Genomic DNA, 20,053 nt, shown 5'->3' on the forward strand with positions numbered 1-20,053 from the left:
GTGACGTGGCTAGAGAAGCGCCTCCACTGCAGGCCGTAACAATTCCCGTGGCGGCACCCGCAAGCTGAACTCGTTTTCCAGCAGATCGATCAGTTCATCAGCCTCGGTGATCACCCGCCGCTCGCTCTCCTGCCCTATTCGGTGCACGGCATAGCTGTTGCCGTTGAGGGTCTTGCGCAAACCGTCGCCGGTGCGGGCCACCATCAGCCGGCCCATGAACGGCGAGTCAGGGTGGGTGCAGACGTACCAGTTGCCCAGGGTGTAATCGATGTCTTCCTGGCGTTGCAGGTCGAACAGGTACATCGGCCGCCATTCGCCCGCGACGTTGGCGCGCAGCAGGTAGCCGTCCGGATGGTCCTCGATACGGTACGGCTCATGAGGAGTGGCCTGAACGTCACGGCTGTCCAGCAGCAACGGCCCGGTGGGCACCATGCCGCCGAAACCGACATCGGTGATGTAGCGCACGCTGTCTATCGTCACCAGGCTGAGACGATGGGTCCGGGCAGTCCAGGCGCCTTCGGGGGCATTCATCACCACCCGGCCGGTGATGCCGCGAACGTCGAAACCCAACTCTTGCAACAGCACCAGGAATAACTGGTTGAGTTCGTAGCAGTAGCCGCCACGCCCTTGCTCGAAGACTTTTCGCTCCACTGATTCCAGATCGATGGACACCGGCAGGCGCAACAGCGTCGAGAGGGTTTCAAAGGGGAATTCGGCCGTGTGGCGGCTTTGAAGCTGACGCAATGTCTCGAGCGTCGGGGCCGGCGGTGTGGCGAAGCCCAAGCGTTGCAGATAACGGCGCGAATCGCTCAGTCGGGGCTGGCTCATTAGGGTGTCCTTTTCCTGGTCCGGTGCAGCGCTCATGGGGAGCACGCTGCGGTTGGCGCCAGATATAAGGCATTCCCCCGCCATAGACAACAACCGACCGAGAGGCGCCGGACTTTCAACGCCGCTTGCGTGAAGCCAACCGGATCCAGGTAGGGGCATGATCACTGGGGTGCGGCTGGTTCCTGACCCAGGCGTCCACGCCCGCCTCGCTCAGATAGGGGCTTGCCGCCGGGTTGAGCAACAGATGATCGATGCGCAGCCCGGAGTTTTTTTGCCAGTGCTGACGGAAATAATCCCAGAAGGTGTAAATCCGCTCGTCCGGGTACAAATGGCGCAACGAATCCGTCCAGCCCTGGTCCAGCAACCGTTGGTAGCACTCGCGGCTTTCGGGTTGCAACAGCGCATCCTTGAGCCAGGAGCGCGGGTTGTAGATATCCATGTCGGTAGGCACCACGTTGTAGTCGCCAGCCAGCACCACCGGGTGATCGCTGGCCTGCAACGCCTGTGCATAGTCGATCAGCCGTTCGAACCACGCCAGTTTGTAATCGAACTTGGGCCCGGGCTGCGGGTTACCGTTGGGCAGGTAAAGGCAACCCACCAGCACGCCATGCACAGCCGCCTCCAGATAGCGGCTGTGGCTGTCGCCCTCATCACCGGGCAGGCCGCGACGGCTCTCCAGCGGTTGCGCGTCACGGGCCAGTATCGCAACGCCGTTCCAGGACGCCTGGCCGTGCCAGATCGAGCCATACCCCACCGACTCCAGTTCGGCCGCCGGGAAATCCTTGTCGGCCGCCTTGAGTTCCTGCAGGCAGACGATGTCGGGCTTTTCCCGCTCCAGCCATTCCAGCAGGTTGGGCAACCGGGCGCGAATGCCATTGATGTTGAAGGTCGCGATCCGCAGGTTTTTCATGGGCCAGAACCTCGAAGTATCAGGGCGTCAGGGGTATCAAGTGCCGGTTTTCGACAGCGGCTGAGCGTTTGCAAGCAAGCTCGAGAATGCCTTCTTATCGATAGGACGACTGAGGAAGTAACCCTGGACCTCGTGACATTGGTCCGTGCCCAGCGAGCCGAGCTGGGCCAGGGTTTCCACGCCCTCGGCCGTGACGGTCAAGCCCATCGCCTTGCCCAGGTTGATGATCGCCTGGACCACCGCGCGGTCGTTGCTGCTGTTGCTCATGGACGCGATAAAGCGCTTGTCGATCTTGATGCCGTCGAAGGGATAGGTGCGCAAGTACCCCAGGGAGGAATAGCCGGTCCCGAAGTCGTCCATGTTCAAACGCACGCCCAGTTCCTTCAGGGCGTTCATGACCTGCAGGGCGCCGTCCACATCGTTGAGCATCACATTCTCGGTGATCTCGAGTTCCAGGCGACTCGCCGGGAAGCGGGTTTCGATCAGCACCTGGCGAACGTCCTCCACCACATCGCTGCGCTCGAACTGCGCCGGCGACAGATTGACCGAAACCATCAGGTCACCTGGCCAGGTCAGCGCGGTTTCGCAGGCCTCGCGTAACACCCAGCGCGAAAGCGGAACGATGAGGTCGGTCTGCTCGGCCAACGGAATGAAAGCATCGGGACCGAGCAGGCCCTGGGTTGGATGCTGCCAGCGCACCAAGGCCTCGACGGCCACGATCTCCCGGCCGTCGACTTTGTAGCGTGGCTGGAAGTGCAGGATGAATTCGTTGTTTTTCAGCGCCTGGCGCAGGTCGCTTTCCAGCTGGCGTCGATGCTGGATCTGGTCGCTCATTTGCGAGGCGAAATAACACCAGGTCTTCTTGCCCTCGGACTTGGCCTGATACATGGCAATGTCGGCACAGCGAATCAACTCGCCGGGCACATAACCCTGGCGACGACTCACGGCAATGCCGATGCTGGCACCGATGTGCAGGGCATGGGTTTCGTAGTGGATCGGCTGTAGCAGGCTCTCGATCAAGCGTGCGCAGAACCGGTCGATCTCAGTGGTGTTCTCCATTCCACTGAGCACCACGACGAACTCGTCGCCGCCCAGCCGCGCCACCAGATCCTGCTCGCGGGTGCTGTCGCGCAAGCGCTGTGCGACTTCCAGCAGCACGGCATCGCCGGCCGCGTGGCCCAGGGAATCGTTGATCGGCTTGAAGTTGTCCAGGTCCACCATCAGCAGCGTCAGGGGTGCGGAATGCTCCTTGGCGATCAGCGCGTCATCCAGGTGCCGCGCCAGCTTGTTGCGGTTCGGCAGGCCGGTCAGCGCATCGTGCATCGACAGATGCTGGACCTGGGCGTGGGCGGCCACCTCATCGGTGATGTCGCTGGCGGTGCCGCGGTACCCCACCACTGCGGACCTGGCGTAGATCGGCCGCGCCGAAACCCGACAAAAGCGCAGTTGTCCGGACTCATCGCGGTAGGAACAGCGCAGGTTACTCACGCTCTGTCCTTCCGTCAGGTTGCCCAACCACAGAGCAATCGGGGTAGTGTCGCAGTACAACAGTTGCTCGATGTCCTGGCCCAGCCATTGCTGGTCGGAAAATCCGGTGACCGTATTGAAGCGTCCCGACAGATAGGTGATGTGCTGTTGCCCGTCGATTTCCCAGATCCAGTCGGAGGCAGCCTCGGCCACGGCCCGGAAACGTTCTTCGCTGGCTTCCAGCGCCTGGGTCGAGCGCTCCAGGCTGTCGTAGCTGGCATCCACATGCCGTGCCGTGCGCAGGGCATAGCGGAAAAAGTAGGCGGTGAGCAGTGCCAGGATCAGCAACGCCCCACCCAACGGCGGCATCAGCGACCAGAGCAACTGCCGGCCCGGCTGTTCGAGGCGGGACACCAGGCTGTAGCCGGTGCTGTCCAGCGGCACCGCCGGCTGGTCGGGCGCAAGCTCGTTGTCCTTCTTGAGGTTCAGGTCGCTGAGGCCATAGCTCTTGCCCAGCGCGCGCAGTTTGACGTGGGTCAGTTGGTCGACAAACAACAGGATCGACGTGCCCTTGGCATCGACCCGGGGACGCTCGTCGTTCGGCAGGATCACCGAAGCGGTAACGATGGCCGGCCAGCCTTCGAACAAGGTGTAGCGGACCGCCGGAATGGTCAGGTCGGATTGCCCCTGGAGCTGCTCAACCAATTCCTGCAACGGCACGTCGATATACGCTGACGCCTCGCCCTGGACATTCTGCCCGCGCACCACGGCGTATTTGGTGCGCTCGCGGTCGACGACAAACACCCCTTCATATCCGTCGTTGGTGAACAGGGTCTTGCCCATGTTCTGTTCCGCATAGGCCCACTGCACGTCGACTTCACCGTTGAGGTGCTCATAGGCGGTGGTCCAGTAGGTGTAGCTGGTGATGTAGTTTTTCGAGGCGATGATGCGGTTTTCCACGGCGCGCTCGGTGTAGAAGTGCGTCTTGCGCACGTCTTCCGCGTCCAGCTCCCGTGCGATATTGAACAGCGCCGCAACAGCCACCAGGATGCCCAGGACAAACAACCCGGCGACCGCGACCACCAGGCGTCGGGTGATTGGCGTGTGGCGCGTGACGCTGGAAGGAATATCGGCAGTGGTCTCCATTTACCTGCTCCTGTCCGATCGGTTGACGGCGAGGTGCCTGAGCAATGGACCCTTCTCAGTTGGCGATGATTCCAACGGATCTCAACGATCCGAACGCTCCAGCGTATCGAGCCCTCCCTCCGTGGACCACACCGCCACGCAATTGCGACCACTGTGCTTGGCCTGGTAAAGCGCCGCATCGGCCCTCTGGATAAAGACCTCGATGCTGTCCAGGCTGCTGGGCACGAAGGCGTGACAGCCCAGGCTCACCGTCAGATAGCCGGTGGGGGAACCGGAATGGGTGATGTGCTTGTCGATGAGGCTCTGGCGGATCTGCCCGGCCAACGTCATGGCGCCCTGCAGGTCGGTATCGGGCAACAGCACCGCGAACTCTTCACCGCCATAACGCACCGCCAGGTCGGCCTTGCGATGGCAGCAGCCCTTGAGCACTTTCGCCACTTCCGCCAGGCAATGGTCACCGGCCACGTGCCCGTAGGTATCGTTGTAGCGCTTGAAGTAGTCGATATCGAGCAGGATCAGGCTCAAAGGCGTGCGCTGGCGGGCGCCCCGGCCGAATTCGATGTCCAGGGCTCGCTCGAACAGCCGGCGATTCGCCAGCCCGGTCAGGCTGTCATGGGTGGCAATCAGCCTCAACGTTTCCTGGGCCTTGCGCAGGTCAACCTCGATTCGCTCGCTGTTGCGCACCTGGCGCACGAACACCCAACCGAACAGGCAGATGCCCGTGACCACCAGGGCCACGATGAGGCAGGACTGGAAGGCCTTTGCATACCAGTCGGCCAGGATCGCCTCCTCGGACATCGCGACGGTGACGATCAGGGGATAGGCCTGCAGGTGCTGGTGATCATATAGCCTGACAACGCCGTCGACCGAGCGGATCATCGCGGTGTCGGGATCCTTGGCCTGCGGGTCATGCCGGAAGAGACTTTCCTGGGACAGGGCCCGGCCGATCTGCGCCTCATCAAAGGGCCGGCGGGCCAGCAGGCTTCCGTCGGACAAGGCCAGGGCCATCTCGCCTTTATCGTCAAGACTGAAGCTTTTGAAGAACTTATCGAAGTACGACATCTTGATCCCGGCCAGCAAGACGCCTTGGAAATTGCCATCCTGATCATTCACACGCCGTGAAACGGGGATGATCCAATCGCCATTTTGCCGGCTGCGAATGGCCGGGCCGATATGGGCGATCAGCGAGGCGTTCTGCTGATGGAAAGCAAAATATTCCCGATCCGCCACCCCATCGCCTTCTTGCAAATTATCAAAGGAGGTGACAACCCAGTGCCCACTCTTGTCGAACAGGAACAGGCCATGCAACTGCTCCAGTGATTGCACGCGTCGGGCAAAGGTTTTGTGCAGGCGCGGTTGCAGCGCCGGACTGAAGCCATCGGCCTGAATCCAGTCCGTCAGGCTGGCCAGCACCAGGTCAGTCTGCACAAAAGTATCCTGGGCCTGCTGGGCCATGGCCCGGGTAAGGTTGGCCGAGACGATACCCGCTGACTCAAGATCGTGGCGACGGGACTGTTCCAGTTGCAGGTAAAGCAAGCCGCACAGGCACAGGCAGACCGCCGCGATAAACGCCACCGCTGCCTTGAGCAACGGCAGGCGCTTGAGAGCACCGCCGGGGGTATGAAGCGGATCATGGATGAGGATAGGCAAACGAGTTCCCGGGAGGGCAAAACATGAGCGAATCGCTCAAAGCCCCCAATAGGCGAGAGCTTAGCCTACCGCTTGTGGGGCGGCAATTTGCCGGTGCAACGCAGCCGATGGGTGGGAAGATGGATCCGAAAATTTTCTATTGCCAGCCAGCACAGCGGCAGCGCCCGGATCTGCCCGGCCCGGCACCGCGTCTTGACGCCACTGCCGCAACTGGTAAACGTCAGCGCCTTGTCCATGCACACCCGCACTTCCCACAACTGCGGTCCTGTAAAAAACAGTGACGTCGACTCGGTCGGTTCAAGGATCATGTTTCAAGCCTGTGAAAGGAGATGTTTTTTACAGGGAAACCCTGGCAGGGGCTATCCAAATTGCGTGACGCCCCATAACGTAGATCGCCCTCAGTTCCCAAGTACCCGCCGACCATGGACAAACCCTGCCAAACCGTCGAAGCCCCCTCGGTCGTCAGCCTACGCGAAGCGTTCGGGTTCTGGCTCAAGTTGGGCTTCATCAGTTTTGGCGGGCCGGCGGGACAGATCGCGATCATGCATCAGGAGTTGGTGGAGCGCCGGCGCTGGATTTCCGAGCGGCGCTTCCTGCACGCGCTGAACTACTGCATGTTGCTGCCAGGCCCCGAAGCCCAGCAGTTGGCGACCTATCTCGGCTGGCTGATGCACCGAGGGCGTGGCGGAGTCATTGCCGGCGCGCTGTTCGTATTGCCGTCACTGTTTATCCTCGTCACGTTGTCCTGGCTGTACGTGGCGTTCGGCGAAGTACCGGTGGTGGCGGGCGTTTTCTATGGCATCAAGCCGGCCGTGACGGCAATCGTCGCCCATGCCGCACACCGCATAGGCTCCCGTGCGCTTCGCAACAGCGGGTTGTGGGCCATAGCCGTCGCATCGTTCGGCGCAATATTCGCCTTTAACGTCCCCTTCCCGCTGATCGTGCTGGGAGCCGCCGTCATCGGCTATTTCGGTGGTCGCTGGGCACCGGACAAATTCACCCTCGGCGGCCAGGATGCCAGGCATCGATCCTTTGGCCCGGCCTTGATCGACGATGACACCCCGACCCCGGACCATGCCCGGTTCAGCACCTTCAGACTTATCCGGTTGGCGCTCATCGGTGCCCTGCTGTGGGTCTTGCCGATGGGCCTGTTGACCCTGATGTTCGGCTGGGAAGGCACCTTCACGCAGATGGCCTGGTTCTTCACCAAAGCCGCGTTGCTGACTTTCGGGGGCGCCTATGCGGTTTTGCCTTACGTGTATCAGGGTGCCGTCGCACACTTCGGCTGGCTGACTCCGGCACAGATGATCGATGGCCTGGCCCTCGGCGAAACCACTCCCGGCCCCTTGATCATGGTGGTGGCGTTCGTCGGGTTCGTCGGTGGCTATGTGATGCAGGTGTTCGGCCCCGAACAGGCCTTTCTCGCCGGCGCCGTTGCGGCCACCCTGGTGACCTGGTTCACCTTCCTGCCTTCGTTCCTGTTCATCCTGGCCGGCGGCCCGTTGGTCGAATCGACCCACAACGCGCTGAAGTTCACCGCACCGCTGACGGCGATTACCGCGGCCGTGGTCGGCGTGATCCTCAACCTGGCCTGCTTCTTCGGCTACCACGTACTCTGGCCCAGCGGCTTTGCCGGTGCGCTGGATTGGCCATCGGCAATCATCGCCCTATCGGCGGCCATTGCGCTGTTCCGCTACAAACGTAGCGTGATCCAGATATTGCTGGCGTGCGGGCTGACCGGGCTGGCGGTGCATCTGTTGCGCTAAGCGAGTCGCTTGCTCAGGTAAGCCGCCGAAGCCGGGCATAAGCGCTTGAACTGGACCGTCGCACAAATCGACGCGGGCGCCAGCGAACGTTCCTGCACCTGATAGCCATGAGCAGCAAAGAACGCGGTGGCGCTTTCCGTCAGCAGGTGAACCCACTCTACCCCCTCGTTTTTTGCAAAAGCTTCGAGGGCAGCCAGTACCAATGCGCCAGTGCCCTGTCCCCGTCGGCCTTCCACGACAACCAACGAGCGCAGCAATCGGTCGCTCCCCGTCCCCTCGATCCCGCCAAACGCCACATCACTGTCTTGTTGCCTGAAACTGAAAAACCGCCGGCCGGGCAGGTTCAGGTCATCCGCGGGTAAACCGGCCAGGATGAGCGCATCGCGCAAGGGTTCCAGGTCGTCGTTACTCAGTGCTGTCATGTGCATGGCTGTCGCTCTGTCATCGGGTCTCCCACAGGAAACTACGCCGCTCCCCCCGGTGCCCGCAACTGCGGACAGGCAACAAAATTGAACGGCCCGTACCTGACGTCACCTAATGAAGTTCGTGGCCCTGTCCAGACTCCCACGCTAAAGATCGGTAGGGCCTGAACCCGAAAAGCAACGGCGCAGGTGACCGATCCATGGACTCAAGCTCCCTCGAAATCTTTACCGACACCCAGTTGCTCGGCATCTCCATCGCCAACTGGCTGCTGGCCCTCGGCGTGATGACCGTGAGTTTTATCGTCGCCAGGGCGAGCATCGGTTTCCTCCTGAGGAACGTGCGGGCCCGGGCACAGAAGCCCAACGCCTACCTCAGCCACATCGCCGTCGAAGTGCTCTCCAGCACCAGCAACACCCTGTTGTTGCTGGCTTCGATCCTGATCGGCATCGGCGTGCTGGACTTGCCGGAGCGCTGGCTCAGCCGGGTCAGCAGCCTCTGGTTCGTGGTGGCGGCCCTGCAGATGGGGCTGTGGGCCAACCGGGCGATCGCCCTCGCGCTGCTGCACTATTTCGCCCGCCACAGCCACACCGAAATCCACCAGAAAAGTGCCCTGGCGACCCTGAGCCTGTGGGGCGCGAAGGTATTTCTCTGGGCCATGGTGCTGCTGGCGATGCTTTCCAACCTCGGCGTGAACATCACCGCGTTCATCGCCAGCCTCGGCGTCGGCGGCATCGCCGTGGCCCTCGCGGTGCAGAATATCCTCGGCGACCTGTTTGCCTCGCTGTCCATTGCCGTGGACAAACCCTTCGAAGTCGGTGACTTCATCGTCGTCGGCTCCCTGGCCGGCACCGTCGAACACGTCGGCCTGAAAACCACGCGGATCCGCAGCCTGGGCGGCGAGCAGATCGTGATGGCCAACGCCGAGATGATCAGCACCACCATCCAGAACTACAAACGGCTCCAGGAGCGACGCATCGTGTTCGAATTCGCCCTGCCCCTCGACTGCTCCACGGAGCAGCTCAGGCAGGTGCCGGTCATCGTCGAGCGCATCATCAAGGCCCAAGAAAAGACCCGCTTCGACCGCTCGCACTTTCGCGGCATCGGCCAGAGCGCGTTGGAATTCGAAACGGTGTATATCGTGCTGGACCCCAGCTACAACATCTACATGGACATCCAGCAAGCGATCAACCTGGGCATGATGGAAGAATTCGAGAAAATCGGCGTGCGCTTCGCGATTCCGGCGCGAACCGTTCATGTCGCTTCCCTGCCGCACATGCCGATGCAACCTGCCAGGGACAGCGAACAGGAAACAACCTCGGCGCAGGCAACGCCGAGATATCAGGCGCGGCGTTAGTATCGACCTGCCCCACCGGGATGCCGACCAAATCTGGTTACAACTCATGGAGTGAACGTAGCATTTAAGTCCATTAGCATTGCTGAAAAGTAAGCCACTGGCGTACATTAGCGATGATTTTTATTGAGACTCCTATTTTTACCCGTCGGGCCAATGAGTTGATGAATGACGATGATTATTCGACCTTACAGGCGACACTAGTCCGCAATCCCTCGGCAGGCGACGTAATCGAAGCGACCGGTGGGATTCGAAAGATCCGTATCGCTGCTAAAGGCCATGGCAAACGAGGCGGTGCCAGGGTGATTTACTACCATTTCGTCGCTGATTCGCAGATCGCGTTATTGATGATATATCCGAAAAATGAACAACAAGACTTGACCGTCGATCAGCGTAAAGCAATGAAAACGATCGTTGAGCACTGGAGATAGCCATGAGCAAATTTTTCGATGAGCTGATGGAAAGCGTGCAGCAGATGGATGAAATCGTCCGAGGCGAGCGTCAGCCATCCCGAAAGTTCGTTGTCGATGCATTGCAAGTTAAAGAAATACGCAAGGCCACTGGCCTGACCCAGGCAAAATTCGCAGCGCTGATCGATGTTCAGCTAGGTACTCTTCGCAACTGGGAACAAGGACGTCGTGCGCCAACCGGCCCCGCTAGAGCTCTGTTAAGGGCGATCCATAATGACCCTGAGCATGTCATCAGTGCCTTGGCAGTTTAACGAAACAAATTATTCATCTGCTCCCACAGGGGGATCGACGGTCAGACGCAGAGATCAGGCTCAACTGGAATAATGTGGGAGCGAGCCTGCTCGCGATAGCGGTGGGTCAGCCAGCATTGATGCAAAGGACCGGATGCCATCGCGAGCAGGCTCGCTCCCACAGAAAATAGCGGGAGACTGCTCTGCCAGAGCAACCCGTCGCGCCCCGACCCTCGACATTCCGCCATGACCCAACGCAAATAACCCTCAGCCTCCATCAGCTAAGCTCATCCCATCACGACGACAGGGAGCATCGACATGAGCAAGGCAGACAAGCTGGCAGCCAAACTGAGGCAAACCCGGCAAACCCATGCCGGCACCGATACCAACGCCGACCTGGCGATTGAGCATTGGCCCGCCCAGGTCTACGAGTTGTATCACCAGATCGAAACCTGGCTGGCGCCGGTCTGCGAGGCCGGGCTGACGATTCGACGCAATCCCACTCACGTGTTCGAAAGCCACTCCAGCGGTTCGACGTACAACTACGCCATCGATCAATTGATCATGGAAGGTAACCATCAGCGCATCGAGCTCGACCCGATTGCCCGCTTCTCCTCTCAGGGAGACGGCTGCATCGAGATCCATATGAAGGGACAGACGCGCTGCCTTCTGCGGACCGTCGGCGAGCATGGTGAATCGCGGTGGCATGTCCAATCGAACGGGCAACCGCAACCCGATCCCGTAGTGCTGGACGAAGAGGCGTTGCTTGCGCTGGTAGAGAAAGGTTTGGGGCTTTAATGCACGCGGCTTAATTGCTGGCCTGAGAGGGCGACTGGAGTGTCACGCCGATGCCGATTTCAGCCTCTGGCAACTTCACTCGCGCCATCGGCCGTCCCACCAGAATGTTCAAGGCGTTGTCGATCTCATCGGCCGCGCCTTGTGCATATTGGGCATTCGCCCAGTTCCAGTAGCGACCGGACATCAATCCGCCCACCGCCTGGGCACACAGCTCGTCACTGCCGACACCCATTTTCCCCGCAGCAGCGATAACGGCCATAAGGGCTTGCTCCAACTGGGAAATTCGTTCGGTAGACACTACTGATGGCCCGATAGATCGCGAATGCAGAGCTTACCAAGATATCAATAGGCCACCAACTGCAAGCGCTCAACGGTCGCTTGTCTGGCGCGCCGCCCAAACGGGATATTGCGGCGGTGCGAGGAAAGGCCTGATGCAAAACATCTGTGGCGAGGGGATTTATCCCCGCTGGGCTGCGAAGCGGCCCCCAAGGCAGTCAAACATAATCTGTCTGATACATTGAGGTGCCTGTGTTCAGGGCTGCTTCGCAACCCAGCGGGGATAAATCCCCTCGCCACAGATGCTATGTGTTTGCTTAGGTGCAAACACCACTGGCTTTCTCTTGCAGAGGATAATCTCATTTCGCCAAGGCAATACACTTCAACGCCAGAATCATCGTCGGGTCCACCAGCGCCACCGTGTGCCCATTGATCTCAAACGCCTCACAGTGCTCAAGCACCAAGGGCAATTCCGTGCACCCCAGGATCAACACCCCAGCCCCCAGTTCGCACAGATGCTCGGCCGCCAGCAGCAACTGCTCCTTGCAAAGCCCCTGAGTGAAACCGGCCTTGATCCCCCGTGGTCCGTAGATGGCGTCCATGACCATGGCCTGATAATCGACACCCGGCGTCAGGATCTGCAGCCCGGCACGGCGTGCGGCCTGATGATAGACCTGGCTCTGTACCGTACCGGAAGTCGCCAGGAGCCCGATGGTCTTGCCCGGCCCATGCTTGTGCAGGATCCACTCCACCGTCTCGCTCAACATGTTCACGATAGGCACGCGCAGGTGCGTCTGGATGCGCTCGACAAAGGCATGGGCGGTGTTGCAAGGAATGGCGATGGCGTCGACGCCCGCGCTTTCGAGCCGCTTGCAGGTGGCATACATCGCCAGGGTCGGATCGGTTTCACCTCGCAGCAGGTTGGCCGTTCGGTCTGGTATCTGCGGGTTCTGCTCCACCACCATCCGGATGTGGTCCTGGTCCCTGTCCGCCGGCGTATGGGCCACCACCTTGGCCATGAAATCCACCGTGGCGGCAGGCCCGACGCCGCCCACGATGCCCAGCTTGAAGGTCGGTCGACCTGGCGGTGTCCGGTCCAGCGTTGCGAAGTCAGCGTAGATCGAGTTGATGTCCAGCACAGCCATGCCCCGCCGCTGCAGCTCGGCACAGACCAATGAAAGCTCAGTCATGCCGGGCACGATGACGGTCGCCCCCTGGGCCTGTAGCGAGAGACACGCCTGGTGCAACGCTTCCAGTGGCGCGCCCTCCAGGTGACCGTCCTTGATGCCGTCGAGGCCGTACATGGCTTCCATCAACGCCGATTGAGCCTCAACGTCGGGGTAGACGATCCGGAAGTCCTCCGCGAAGTAGCGCTCGAACAATCCACAGTGGCGCACGAAGTCGGAGGCAATGACACCCAACGTCGCCCGGGGCTGGACGGTGCGCCTGACGTACCGGGCCAGAGCCGCCATCATGTCCAGCACCGCAATGCCCAGCTCCTCCTCGATTTCCGCGCGAAAGGTGTGGCTGGCGAAGCACGGGAGCATCACCGCATCGAAGCCCTTTTCCTCGAACGACTTGCACACCTGGAACACATAGAACTTGCGCGACGTCATGCTCGCGCCCTGGTCCAGGGGCAGCAGCACGTCCTTGAACGGATGCTGCTCGACCAAAAAATGGTAGCGGCCCTGATCCTCGAGCACCGCCCTGGACTTGACCAGTTTGTAGAACAGATCGCCTCCGGCCAGTGAGCCAAGCCCGCCGATGATGCCCAGCTTCCGAACCGCGGACGCTTTTTGGGTCGACTTTGCTTTAACCTTCATGGCGCGGCTCCTTACACAACCGGAACCGGTTCGGCTCGAGACCGGACGGGCACAGGGGCGTCGCTGTGCTCAGCAGGCTCCTCCTGAGGTTCGGATTGAGCGACCACCGCCGTGGCGATGCTATTGCCCACCACGTTGGTGGCCGTGCGCGCCATGTCCAGGAACTGGTCGATGCCGATGATCAGCAGCAGCCCCGCCTCGGGAAGATTGAACATCGGCAACGTGGCCGCGACTACCACGACCGAGGCCCGTGCCACGCCGGCCATGCCTTTGCTGGTGATCATCAGCGTCAGGAGAATCAACATTTGCTGAGTGAAACTCAGGTCAATGTTGTAGGCCTGGGCGATGAACAGGATGGCGAACGCCTGGTACATCATCGAGCCGTCCAGGTTGAACGAATAACCCAGGGGCAGCACGAAGCTGGACACACGCTTGGGCGCGCCGAACTTCTCCAGCGCCTCGATGGTTTTCGGGTAGGCGGACTCACTGCTGGCGGTGGAGAAGGCCAGGAGAATAGGCTCGCGGATGAGCTTGCCGAGGCGGAAAACCGAGCGTCCGAGGAACAGGTAGCCGGCACCGAACAACAACGCCCAGAGGATCAGGATGCCCAGGTAGAACTCGCCGATCAGCTTGCCATAGTCCACCAGCAAGCCGAGCCCCTGGGTGGTGATGGCCGAGGCGATGGCGGCAAACACGCCAATCGGCGCGAAGGCCATGACGTAGTCGGTGATCTTGAACATCACCTTCGCCAACTCTTCGATGGCGTCTGTGATCCGGGTGTAACCCGCCCGCTTGACGCCGGCCAGTGCGAAACCAAAGAACAGCGAGAACACCACGATCTGCAGGATCTCGTTGTTCGCCATGGCTTCGGCAATGCTGCGGGGGAACACGTGGCCGATGAACGCCTTGAGGCTGAAATCCCCCGTGTTGACCGGCACCGCCGCTGTCGCATGTTGCGCAACGTCCAGGTTCAGCCCGGCGCCCGGTTGAAACAGATTCACCAGCCCCATTCCGATCAGGAGCGAAACGATGGACGCCGTCACGAACCAGGCCATCGCCCGAGCACCAATGCGCCCCACGGAACGGGAGTTGCCCATGCTGGCAATGCCGCCGACCAAGGTCGCGAAAACCAGGGGAGCAATAATCATCTTGATCATGCGCAGGAAAATGTCGGTGACCATCGAAAAGTAACCGGCAATCTCCTTGGCGCTTTGCTCGCTCCCTGCGAAATGGTGACACGCCCAACCCACCAGCACGCCCAGGGCAATGCCCATTGCAATTCGACGCGGGAGCTTATTCTTCTTCACGGTGTTGTCCTCAAGTAGTTCTTGGAGTTTTTTACTTGGCAGGATCGATTCTAAAGAGCGGATCTGGCGAGATGATGAGTAATCCGGCTACCTCCATGCGCTTTTGGAATAGTTACGCAACAGCCGCGCCGGGCCGGGCGATTGCGACGTAAACTGGCGCCTCTATAGCGGGAGATCGGGTATGCAACTCAAATGGCTGGATGACCTTCTGGCGATCGCCGAGTGGAAAAACTTCTCCCGCGCCGCCGAAGTCCGTTGCGTGACGCAATCGGCCTTGTCACGCCGTATCCGTTCACTCGAGGAATGGGTGGGGGTCAAGCTGGTGGATCGCGGGACCTACCCGGTCCAGCTGACGGCGGCGGGCATCACCTTTTGCGAGGAAAGCAGAGAAGCTCTCGCCGGCTTGCTGCGGCTGCGCTCGACGTTGCGCGACGTGGAACGGATGCCGGGCCGCTCCATCCAGATCACTGCGGCCCACAGCCTTTCGATGACCTTCCTGCCGAAATGGCTTTCCCAGTTCCAGCAGCACAACGAACAGTTCAACGCCCGGGTCGTCGCCGCCAACATCCACGACGCCGTCATCGCCCTCGAAGAAGGCAACTGCGATTTGATGATGGTCTATCACCACCCGCTCGCCCCTATCCTGCTGGACGCCGAACGCTTCGGCAGCCTGACCCTCGGCCATGACGCCTTCATCCCCGTGTGCGCCCCCAATGCCAAAGGCGAACCGCTGTTCCGCCTGCCCGGCCGCGCCGGCAAACCGGTGCCCTACCTGGCCTACACCGCCACCACCTTCCTCGGCCGCGTCGCCGACATCGTCATCCGCAACGGCCCTGCACCGACAGCATTGGAGCGCTGCTATGAGGCCGACATGGCAATGCTGCTGATGCGCATGGCAATCGAGGGCTACGGCGTGGCCTGGCTGCCGCAAAGCGCGGTGGCCGATGAATTGGAGCGAGGGTTGTTGGTCCGGGCTGGGGATGAAGCGTGGAGCACGCAGTTGGAGATTCGCTCGTACTGTGCGATTGCCAATCGGAACCCGACGATGCGCAAGTTGTGGAAGACGTTGGAGAGGGCTTCGTTGCGCTGATCGGTACGCGTTACGAAACGACGAGTCAATTTTCTGGATGTAAATCTGTTTATGGGCTATCCGTTCGGCGAACACGGCTCATTGAAGCTGTCGTCTTGAGCCAGTGGCACTCGAAAGCATGGTGCCAGAATCTGTCACGGCGCAGCTCTACATTGTGTTTTTCCGCACCGTAGAGGAACACTGCAATGATTGCCCCCCATGCCACAGCTCTGGAAACAGCTCGCACATATGTCAACGCAATAGCTGACAAGAATGTCGAGACCATTCTCTCGATCTCCGCCAAAAATATTATTTGCACGTCACCCCTCGGACGAATCACCGGCATTGAAGGCTTCAGGGCGTTCCACGATGGTTTCTCCAAGATGATCACGACGCTGACCGTTCTCGCCATTTATGGCGATGACAATCAGGCTGTTGTCATCTACGACGCCCAAACCCATCCAGTGCCGCACTCGGTCGTTGCAGAACTCCTCAAAGTCCAGAACGGCAAGCTCGTTTCTACCGATGTGATCTATGACGCCACACCGTTCGCTGCCTATATGGCAACGGTTCAACCCCACTAAAACAACGCTCGAGCGAGGCATCCAGATGATCACCATTACCGCAGCCACCGGCCGCTACGGCCGTCTTGTCATCGAAGCGCTGTTGCGTCGTGGCGTGCCAGCCCCCAGTATCGTGGCGGCTGTGCGCAGCCCCGAGAAGGCCGCCGATCTTGCCGCTAAAGGCGTGCAAGTCCGAGAAGCAGATTACGATCGCCCTGAAACCTTGACGCAGGCATTTGCCGGAGCAGACAAACTCCTGCTCATTCCCTCGGTTTCGATCGGCCAGCGCTACGCACAAATGGAACGTGCATTAAATGCTGCGGCTGAAGCGGGCGTCGGCCTGATCGCTTATGCAGGCTTCATCAATGGCGAAGTCAGCACACTTCGCCTTGGCGATGAACACAAGCAGACCGAAGCATTGATCCGTAAGTCAGGACTTCCCTACGTCCTCCTTCGAAACGGAGCCTACATTGAAATGTACGCCGGTGACCTGGGCGATCTGGGTCACGCTATTGAGACAGGCATCCTCCTGGGGGCCGCGGGTGAAGGCAAGGTGTCAGGAGCCAGTCGTGATGATTTGGCTCAGGCCGCTGCGGTCGTCCTGAGCAACGCGACCCAGGACAACGCCATCTATGAACTGGGAGGCAGCGCGTTCACCATGGGTGACGTCGCCGCTGCAATATCCCTTCTTACAGGTAAGGCTCTCACCTACCAGAACATGCCGGTGGCCCAGTACACCCAAGTGCTCCTTGGTGCAGGTTTACCTACCGCCCTTGCTGAAATCATCGCTGATACCAGTTGCGCCATCCAACGGGGTGATTGGTACAACGACAGTACCGACCTGCCAGATCTACTGGGGCGACCCAGTACGCCCCTTGTCGACGTCGTCGCCGCTACGCTCAAGAGCAATGGCTTGGTTTGAAACGAATTCATTATGATGAGTACGTTAGTCCGGAGTTGATGCCGCTCGAAACTGCCCACACCGGGTAAAGATCGCTGCTCTTGAGGCCACCCGAAAGCTCAATGTAAAAGCGCTCGTACTGATGGAGTAAATATGTCGCGTAGCCATCGACTGTTCGACCTCCTGCAAGTGCTTCGTCGATATCGTGGTGCGGTGTCAGGCGAAGTGCTTGCAAGCGAAGCCGGCGTGTCATTACGGACTATCCGTCGTGATATCGCCACACTCCAAGCGATGGGTGCAGACATTGAGGGAGCTCCGGGTGTCGGCTACATGCTACGCCCGGGGTTTCTTTTGCCTCCGTTGTCCTTTACAAGCGAAGAGCTGCAAGCACTTGTTGCTGGCGCACAATGGGTTAGCCGTCAAACAGACGGAGCCCTATCCCTTGCGGCTCAGAACGCACTCGCAAAGATCGGCGGGGTATTGTCTTCAGATATGAGGAGCGCACTGGATGATGATGCGCTCTATATAGCTCGCAGGAGAGAGGACCTATCTGGTATCGATTTAATACGGGTCAGACAAGCAATCAATGAGCAACGCAAAATACGCATCATGTATACGGACCAGACTGGAACACCGTCTGAACGAATTATCTGGCCCATCATGCTTGGTTTCGTCGAATCGCGTCGGTTCATCGCCGGGTGGTGTGAGCTTCGTGAGGACTTCCGCCTATTTCGAACTGACCGTATTGTTACCGCCGACTTCCTGGATGATCGATATTCTCGAAGTCGCCGGCAACTTGTTAAGGAATGGCGAGCTCAGCAAAACTTGAGGCGCTAGACCGTTCACCGGTACACGACGCACCATAAAAAAGGCGCCCTTCCAGGCGCCAAAATGCCCTCCAGACCTCATGACCGAAGGACAGAGCGTACCCTTACTGTCCGTTCTGGAACCGTGCCGGCTTACGGAACAGACGGAAGTCGTCGAATTTCTGGCCGTAGACGAAAGGCAGATAAGCCTCCCGATCGGGCAGGACATCCAGGCGCGGGACCGTCCAGGTCGACTCGCCTTCGGTGTACCAGGCGGTCCCGACCGAGACGACTGGAATAGTGTCAAGCGGATCCCACGCCGTGCCGTTGAGCTTGAGGGTGCCCTTGCCTTCACGCTTCACCCGAAGACGTTCCTGATTCTTCATGCAGTTCAGGATCGGATCGTGCTGCAGCCCATAGCCTGAAGAGTGCGGCACCGCCTTGATTTCGAAGTCATAACTTTCGCTGCTCGAAGGCCCCAGGTCGTCGCCGAACACGGCCTCGATCTCAATCAGACGCGTACCGTTACGCTCACAGAAACCGTACCCTTGATGTCCGTCCCGATAGACCTGGGCAATTCCGGTTTTCTTGGCCTCCCCCCACATCTCGCGACCAATGGTGACGGGCATGTCCCCACTGACGATCAGCACCAGCATGGTGGTGCCTTCAAGTTCCTTGTATCGGCAGTTGAGGGAAATGATTCCGCAGTCGAACTCGCCGCACAGTTCACTCTGCCAACGTGAAACACTGGCGATGGCGGTGGGCGTTTCGGGCAGGTCGAAACAGGGCGGCAGCACCGATCGCAGAAACTCGAATGTCGTTTCGAACTCAATCGACACCGCTTCGATCGTGCAACGACCTTCAGCAAGAATTCTCTGGATTTCCTGAAGCTCTTCTTTCGTTTTCACAAAGCTCATGACTGTCGTTCCTGTCAGTGTTTTTATTGAAGGGCTGGTGTGTCAGCGCTTCAGGAGTTTCATCACCGCATCGGCAACGCCCAGCGAAGAGGCCGGGTTCTGGCCGGTCACCAGTGAGCCGGACACCACCACATGGCTCTCCCAATCGCCGGCCTTCGAATACACCGCCCCGAGCGCCTTCATGTCGGTTTCCACCAGATAGGGAACGGCCTTCTCCAAACCGACGGCGGCTTCTTCGCTGTCACTGAATGCGGTGACCTGAACCCCGTCGACCAAGGGGCGCCCGTCGCTTCTACGCGCATCCAGCAATGCGCAACCAGCGTGGCAGATGGTCGCGACAGGCTTGCCCGAGGCGCAGAACGACTCGATCAGCGCCACCGAAACGGGGTTGTCGCGCAGGTCCCACAACGGGCCGTGCCCACCGGGATAAACCAGTGCACTGATCTCCCCCGCGGCTACCGCTGACAGTTTGATGGTCGAATTCATGCGCTCTGCCAGGACCGCATCCGAGACGTAGCGCTGATAAAGCGCGCTGTCCTTCAACGCCTCCACCGAGGCCGGGTCCACCGGGACTTTGCCACCTTCAGGCGAGGACAGGCGCACCGCCAGGCCGGCGTCGATAAAGCGGTAATAAGGCGCCAGGAACTCTTCGAGCCATAGGCCGGTTTCGCGTCCGGTATCACCGAATGCGTCGTGGGAAGTCAGTACAAATAGAATGCTCATCGTGGACGCTCCAGGCATCGGCAAACGTGGATGTCAGGCAGCGATCTGCTGGTCCCACAAGTCCTGGGCGGTGGACCAGGTCTGGTTGATCTCCTGTCCATCCGGGAGCTGCCAGGTGATAGGGCCGACCATTTGCAGAATGAACGTGGTGTCCGCGAGCATTTTGGTTTCCTCATGCTCGGCGCCGGTCGCCTCGTAGAGAAAGCCGTGCTGGACGCATAGCGCGCCGCCATTCTCCGGGCCGCCGCGCAACTCGAGGATGCCTTCGAACACGTAGCCTTCAGCGGGACCGTGGTGGATGTGCGGCATCAGGATCGAGCCATTGGGGCAGAAAAACATCACGGTCCAGATGCCGAATTCCGGCGACACATGCAGCAATTTCCACTTCACCCCACCGGTATGGAATTGCGCGGGAAAGTCCTGCCATTCGACTTGATCGACTTGCACGTAAGCGTCTTGTGGTTTCTGGATCGTGTTCATTTCAGGCCTCGCAGTTTCCGGTTTCGATGGCCTCAAGCTACCCCCGGGTTTGCGTCGCACCTATCCAGAATCGGCAATTGGGTCAGCCCTTGCTCCATTGCCGAAATTGGCTATTGACCCAGGCGTTATGCCCTTAGTTTTTCACTTGT

At 59.9% G+C, this 20,053-nt stretch carries 20 protein-coding genes and 1 pseudogene; 9 read left to right on the plus strand and 12 right to left on the minus strand.

Annotated elements, in window-relative coordinates; genetic code table 11:
• Positions 1 to 9: 9 nt before the first annotated feature.
• The 5 genes and pseudogenes from LOY67_RS18175 to LOY67_RS28350 form a co-directional block, all read right to left on the minus strand.
• Complete coding sequence (locus tag LOY67_RS18175) at positions 10 to 828, minus strand: arylamine N-acetyltransferase family protein (protein ID WP_265063808.1); 819 nt, start codon at positions 826 to 828, stop codon at positions 10 to 12.
• A gap of 115 nt (positions 829 to 943) precedes the next feature.
• Positions 944 to 1,738 (minus strand): exodeoxyribonuclease III, encoded by a 795-nt coding sequence (xth, locus tag LOY67_RS18180; protein WP_265063809.1) that lies wholly within the window; start codon positions 1,736 to 1,738, stop codon positions 944 to 946.
• A 36-nt stretch (positions 1,739 to 1,774) separates the two neighbouring features.
• Positions 1,775 to 4,351, minus strand: a complete 2,577-nt coding sequence (locus LOY67_RS18185) for an EAL domain-containing protein (protein ID WP_265063810.1) — start codon at positions 4,349 to 4,351, stop codon at positions 1,775 to 1,777.
• Between the two features lie 81 nt (positions 4,352 to 4,432).
• Positions 4,433 to 6,001 (minus strand): diguanylate cyclase, encoded by a 1,569-nt coding sequence (locus tag LOY67_RS18190; protein WP_265063811.1) that lies wholly within the window; start codon positions 5,999 to 6,001, stop codon positions 4,433 to 4,435.
• A gap of 152 nt (positions 6,002 to 6,153) precedes the next feature.
• Positions 6,154 to 6,267: pseudogene (locus LOY67_RS28350) on the minus strand (ribonuclease); the annotation flags it as partial.
• Positions 6,268 to 6,423: 156 nt separating this feature from the next.
• Here LOY67_RS28350 and chrA point away from each other — a divergent pair.
• Positions 6,424 to 7,767: a chromate efflux transporter gene (gene chrA / locus LOY67_RS18200; RefSeq protein ID WP_265063813.1), complete on the plus strand. Its 1,344-nt coding sequence runs from the start codon at positions 6,424 to 6,426 to the stop codon at positions 7,765 to 7,767.
• Here the strand turns inward: chrA and arsN2 are convergent.
• Positions 7,764 to 8,195, minus strand: a complete 432-nt coding sequence (gene arsN2, locus LOY67_RS18205) for an arsenic resistance N-acetyltransferase ArsN2 (RefSeq protein WP_265063814.1) — start codon at positions 8,193 to 8,195, stop codon at positions 7,764 to 7,766. The genes chrA and arsN2 overlap by 4 nt on opposite strands.
• A gap of 194 nt (positions 8,196 to 8,389) precedes the next feature.
• Between arsN2 and LOY67_RS18210 the strand changes: the two genes are divergently transcribed.
• The 4 genes from LOY67_RS18210 to LOY67_RS18225 all read left to right on the plus strand — a co-directional run bounded on the left by LOY67_RS18210 (position 8,390) and on the right by LOY67_RS18225 (position 11,039).
• Positions 8,390 to 9,544, plus strand: a complete 1,155-nt coding sequence (locus LOY67_RS18210) for a mechanosensitive ion channel family protein (protein WP_265063815.1) — start codon at positions 8,390 to 8,392, stop codon at positions 9,542 to 9,544.
• A 113-nt stretch (positions 9,545 to 9,657) separates the two neighbouring features.
• Positions 9,658 to 9,972, plus strand: a complete 315-nt coding sequence (locus LOY67_RS18215) for a type II toxin-antitoxin system RelE/ParE family toxin (RefSeq protein WP_265063816.1) — start codon at positions 9,658 to 9,660, stop codon at positions 9,970 to 9,972.
• A gap of 2 nt (positions 9,973 to 9,974) precedes the next feature.
• A complete protein-coding gene (locus tag LOY67_RS18220) occupies positions 9,975 to 10,262 on the plus strand; it encodes a helix-turn-helix domain-containing protein (protein ID WP_265063817.1) in 288 nt (95 codons plus the stop codon).
• A gap of 297 nt (positions 10,263 to 10,559) precedes the next feature.
• The gene (locus LOY67_RS18225; protein ID WP_265063818.1) at positions 10,560 to 11,039 is read left to right on the plus strand and encodes a hypothetical protein; all 480 of its coding nucleotides are present in this window, start codon (positions 10,560 to 10,562) and stop codon (positions 11,037 to 11,039) included.
• A 10-nt stretch (positions 11,040 to 11,049) separates the two neighbouring features.
• Here the strand turns inward: LOY67_RS18225 and LOY67_RS18230 are convergent, their stop codons facing one another.
• From LOY67_RS18230 to LOY67_RS18240, 3 genes are all read right to left on the minus strand, one after another.
• Complete coding sequence (locus tag LOY67_RS18230) at positions 11,050 to 11,298, minus strand: hypothetical protein (protein WP_265063819.1); 249 nt, start codon at positions 11,296 to 11,298, stop codon at positions 11,050 to 11,052.
• A 376-nt stretch (positions 11,299 to 11,674) separates the two neighbouring features.
• Positions 11,675 to 13,138 (minus strand): aspartate/glutamate racemase family protein, encoded by a 1,464-nt coding sequence (locus LOY67_RS18235; RefSeq protein WP_265063820.1) that lies wholly within the window; start codon positions 13,136 to 13,138, stop codon positions 11,675 to 11,677.
• Positions 13,139 to 13,149: 11 nt separating this feature from the next.
• Positions 13,150 to 14,445 carry a dicarboxylate/amino acid:cation symporter gene (locus LOY67_RS18240; RefSeq protein ID WP_265063821.1) on the minus strand — a complete coding sequence of 432 codons (1,296 nt, stop codon included), beginning with the start codon at positions 14,443 to 14,445 and terminating at the stop codon, positions 13,150 to 13,152.
• A 181-nt stretch (positions 14,446 to 14,626) separates the two neighbouring features.
• On the opposite strand from LOY67_RS18240, the gene LOY67_RS18245 reads away from it, so the two are divergent.
• From LOY67_RS18245 to LOY67_RS18260, 4 genes are all read left to right on the plus strand, one after another.
• Positions 14,627 to 15,535 carry a LysR substrate-binding domain-containing protein gene (locus LOY67_RS18245; RefSeq protein ID WP_265063822.1) on the plus strand — a complete coding sequence of 303 codons (909 nt, stop codon included), beginning with the start codon at positions 14,627 to 14,629 and terminating at the stop codon, positions 15,533 to 15,535.
• Between the two features lie 185 nt (positions 15,536 to 15,720).
• Positions 15,721 to 16,098, plus strand: a complete 378-nt coding sequence (locus tag LOY67_RS18250) for a nuclear transport factor 2 family protein (RefSeq protein ID WP_265063823.1) — start codon at positions 15,721 to 15,723, stop codon at positions 16,096 to 16,098.
• A 25-nt stretch (positions 16,099 to 16,123) separates the two neighbouring features.
• On the plus strand, positions 16,124 to 16,999 hold the full coding sequence (locus LOY67_RS18255; protein WP_265063824.1) for an SDR family oxidoreductase: 876 nt from the start codon (positions 16,124 to 16,126) through the stop codon (positions 16,997 to 16,999).
• 132 nt (positions 17,000 to 17,131) lie between these two features.
• Positions 17,132 to 17,815, plus strand: coding sequence for a helix-turn-helix transcriptional regulator (locus LOY67_RS18260; RefSeq protein ID WP_265063825.1), 684 nt, complete (start codon positions 17,132 to 17,134; stop codon positions 17,813 to 17,815).
• A gap of 94 nt (positions 17,816 to 17,909) precedes the next feature.
• Here LOY67_RS18260 and LOY67_RS18265 read toward each other — a convergent pair whose 3' ends face one another.
• The 3 genes from LOY67_RS18265 to LOY67_RS18275 are packed head-to-tail and all read right to left on the minus strand — an operon-like array spanning position 17,910 to position 19,904.
• Positions 17,910 to 18,701: an acetoacetate decarboxylase family protein gene (locus LOY67_RS18265; RefSeq protein WP_265063826.1), complete on the minus strand. Its 792-nt coding sequence runs from the start codon at positions 18,699 to 18,701 to the stop codon at positions 17,910 to 17,912.
• Between the two features lie 42 nt (positions 18,702 to 18,743).
• Positions 18,744 to 19,424, minus strand: a complete 681-nt coding sequence (locus LOY67_RS18270; protein WP_265063827.1) for a type 1 glutamine amidotransferase domain-containing protein — start codon at positions 19,422 to 19,424, stop codon at positions 18,744 to 18,746.
• A gap of 33 nt (positions 19,425 to 19,457) precedes the next feature.
• Positions 19,458 to 19,904, minus strand: a complete 447-nt coding sequence (locus tag LOY67_RS18275; protein ID WP_260960924.1) for a cupin domain-containing protein — start codon at positions 19,902 to 19,904, stop codon at positions 19,458 to 19,460.
• Positions 19,905 to 20,053 lie beyond the last annotated feature (149 nt).

It is taken from the genome of Pseudomonas sp. B21-056 (genome assembly GCF_026016325.1).
In the GTDB taxonomy this organism is placed as follows: domain Bacteria; phylum Pseudomonadota; class Gammaproteobacteria; order Pseudomonadales; family Pseudomonadaceae; genus Aquipseudomonas.

Excerpts from the sequence above, each read along its gene's own strand:
- LOY67_RS18175 (WP_265063808.1), bottom strand. The coding sequence starts at position 828 with ATGAGCCAGCCCCGACTGAGCGATTCGCGCCGTTATCTGCAACGCTTG.
- xth (WP_265063809.1), bottom strand. The coding sequence starts at position 1,738 with ATGAAAAACCTGCGGATCGCGACCTTCAACATCAATGGCATTCGCGCC.
- LOY67_RS18185 (WP_265063810.1), bottom strand. The coding sequence starts at position 4,351 with ATGGAGACCACTGCCGATATTCCTTCCAGCGTCACGCGCCACACGCCA.
- chrA (WP_265063813.1), top strand. The coding sequence starts at position 6,424 with ATGGACAAACCCTGCCAAACCGTCGAAGCCCCCTCGGTCGTCAGCCTA.
- arsN2 (WP_265063814.1), bottom strand. The coding sequence starts at position 8,195 with ATGCACATGACAGCACTGAGTAACGACGACCTGGAACCCTTGCGCGAT.
- LOY67_RS18210 (WP_265063815.1), top strand. The coding sequence starts at position 8,390 with ATGGACTCAAGCTCCCTCGAAATCTTTACCGACACCCAGTTGCTCGGC.
- LOY67_RS18215 (WP_265063816.1), top strand. The coding sequence starts at position 9,658 with ATGATTTTTATTGAGACTCCTATTTTTACCCGTCGGGCCAATGAGTTG.
- LOY67_RS18220 (WP_265063817.1), top strand. The coding sequence starts at position 9,975 with ATGAGCAAATTTTTCGATGAGCTGATGGAAAGCGTGCAGCAGATGGAT.
- LOY67_RS18225 (WP_265063818.1), top strand. The coding sequence starts at position 10,560 with ATGAGCAAGGCAGACAAGCTGGCAGCCAAACTGAGGCAAACCCGGCAA.
- LOY67_RS18230 (WP_265063819.1), bottom strand. The coding sequence starts at position 11,298 with ATGGCCGTTATCGCTGCTGCGGGGAAAATGGGTGTCGGCAGTGACGAG.
- LOY67_RS18235 (WP_265063820.1), bottom strand. The coding sequence starts at position 13,138 with ATGAAGGTTAAAGCAAAGTCGACCCAAAAAGCGTCCGCGGTTCGGAAG.
- LOY67_RS18245 (WP_265063822.1), top strand. The coding sequence starts at position 14,627 with ATGCAACTCAAATGGCTGGATGACCTTCTGGCGATCGCCGAGTGGAAA.
- LOY67_RS18250 (WP_265063823.1), top strand. The coding sequence starts at position 15,721 with ATGATTGCCCCCCATGCCACAGCTCTGGAAACAGCTCGCACATATGTC.
- LOY67_RS18255 (WP_265063824.1), top strand. The coding sequence starts at position 16,124 with ATGATCACCATTACCGCAGCCACCGGCCGCTACGGCCGTCTTGTCATC.
- LOY67_RS18260 (WP_265063825.1), top strand. The coding sequence starts at position 17,132 with ATGTCGCGTAGCCATCGACTGTTCGACCTCCTGCAAGTGCTTCGTCGA.
- LOY67_RS18265 (WP_265063826.1), bottom strand. The coding sequence starts at position 18,701 with ATGAGCTTTGTGAAAACGAAAGAAGAGCTTCAGGAAATCCAGAGAATT.
- LOY67_RS18270 (WP_265063827.1), bottom strand. The coding sequence starts at position 19,424 with ATGAGCATTCTATTTGTACTGACTTCCCACGACGCATTCGGTGATACC.
- LOY67_RS18275 (WP_260960924.1), bottom strand. The coding sequence starts at position 19,904 with ATGAACACGATCCAGAAACCACAAGACGCTTACGTGCAAGTCGATCAA.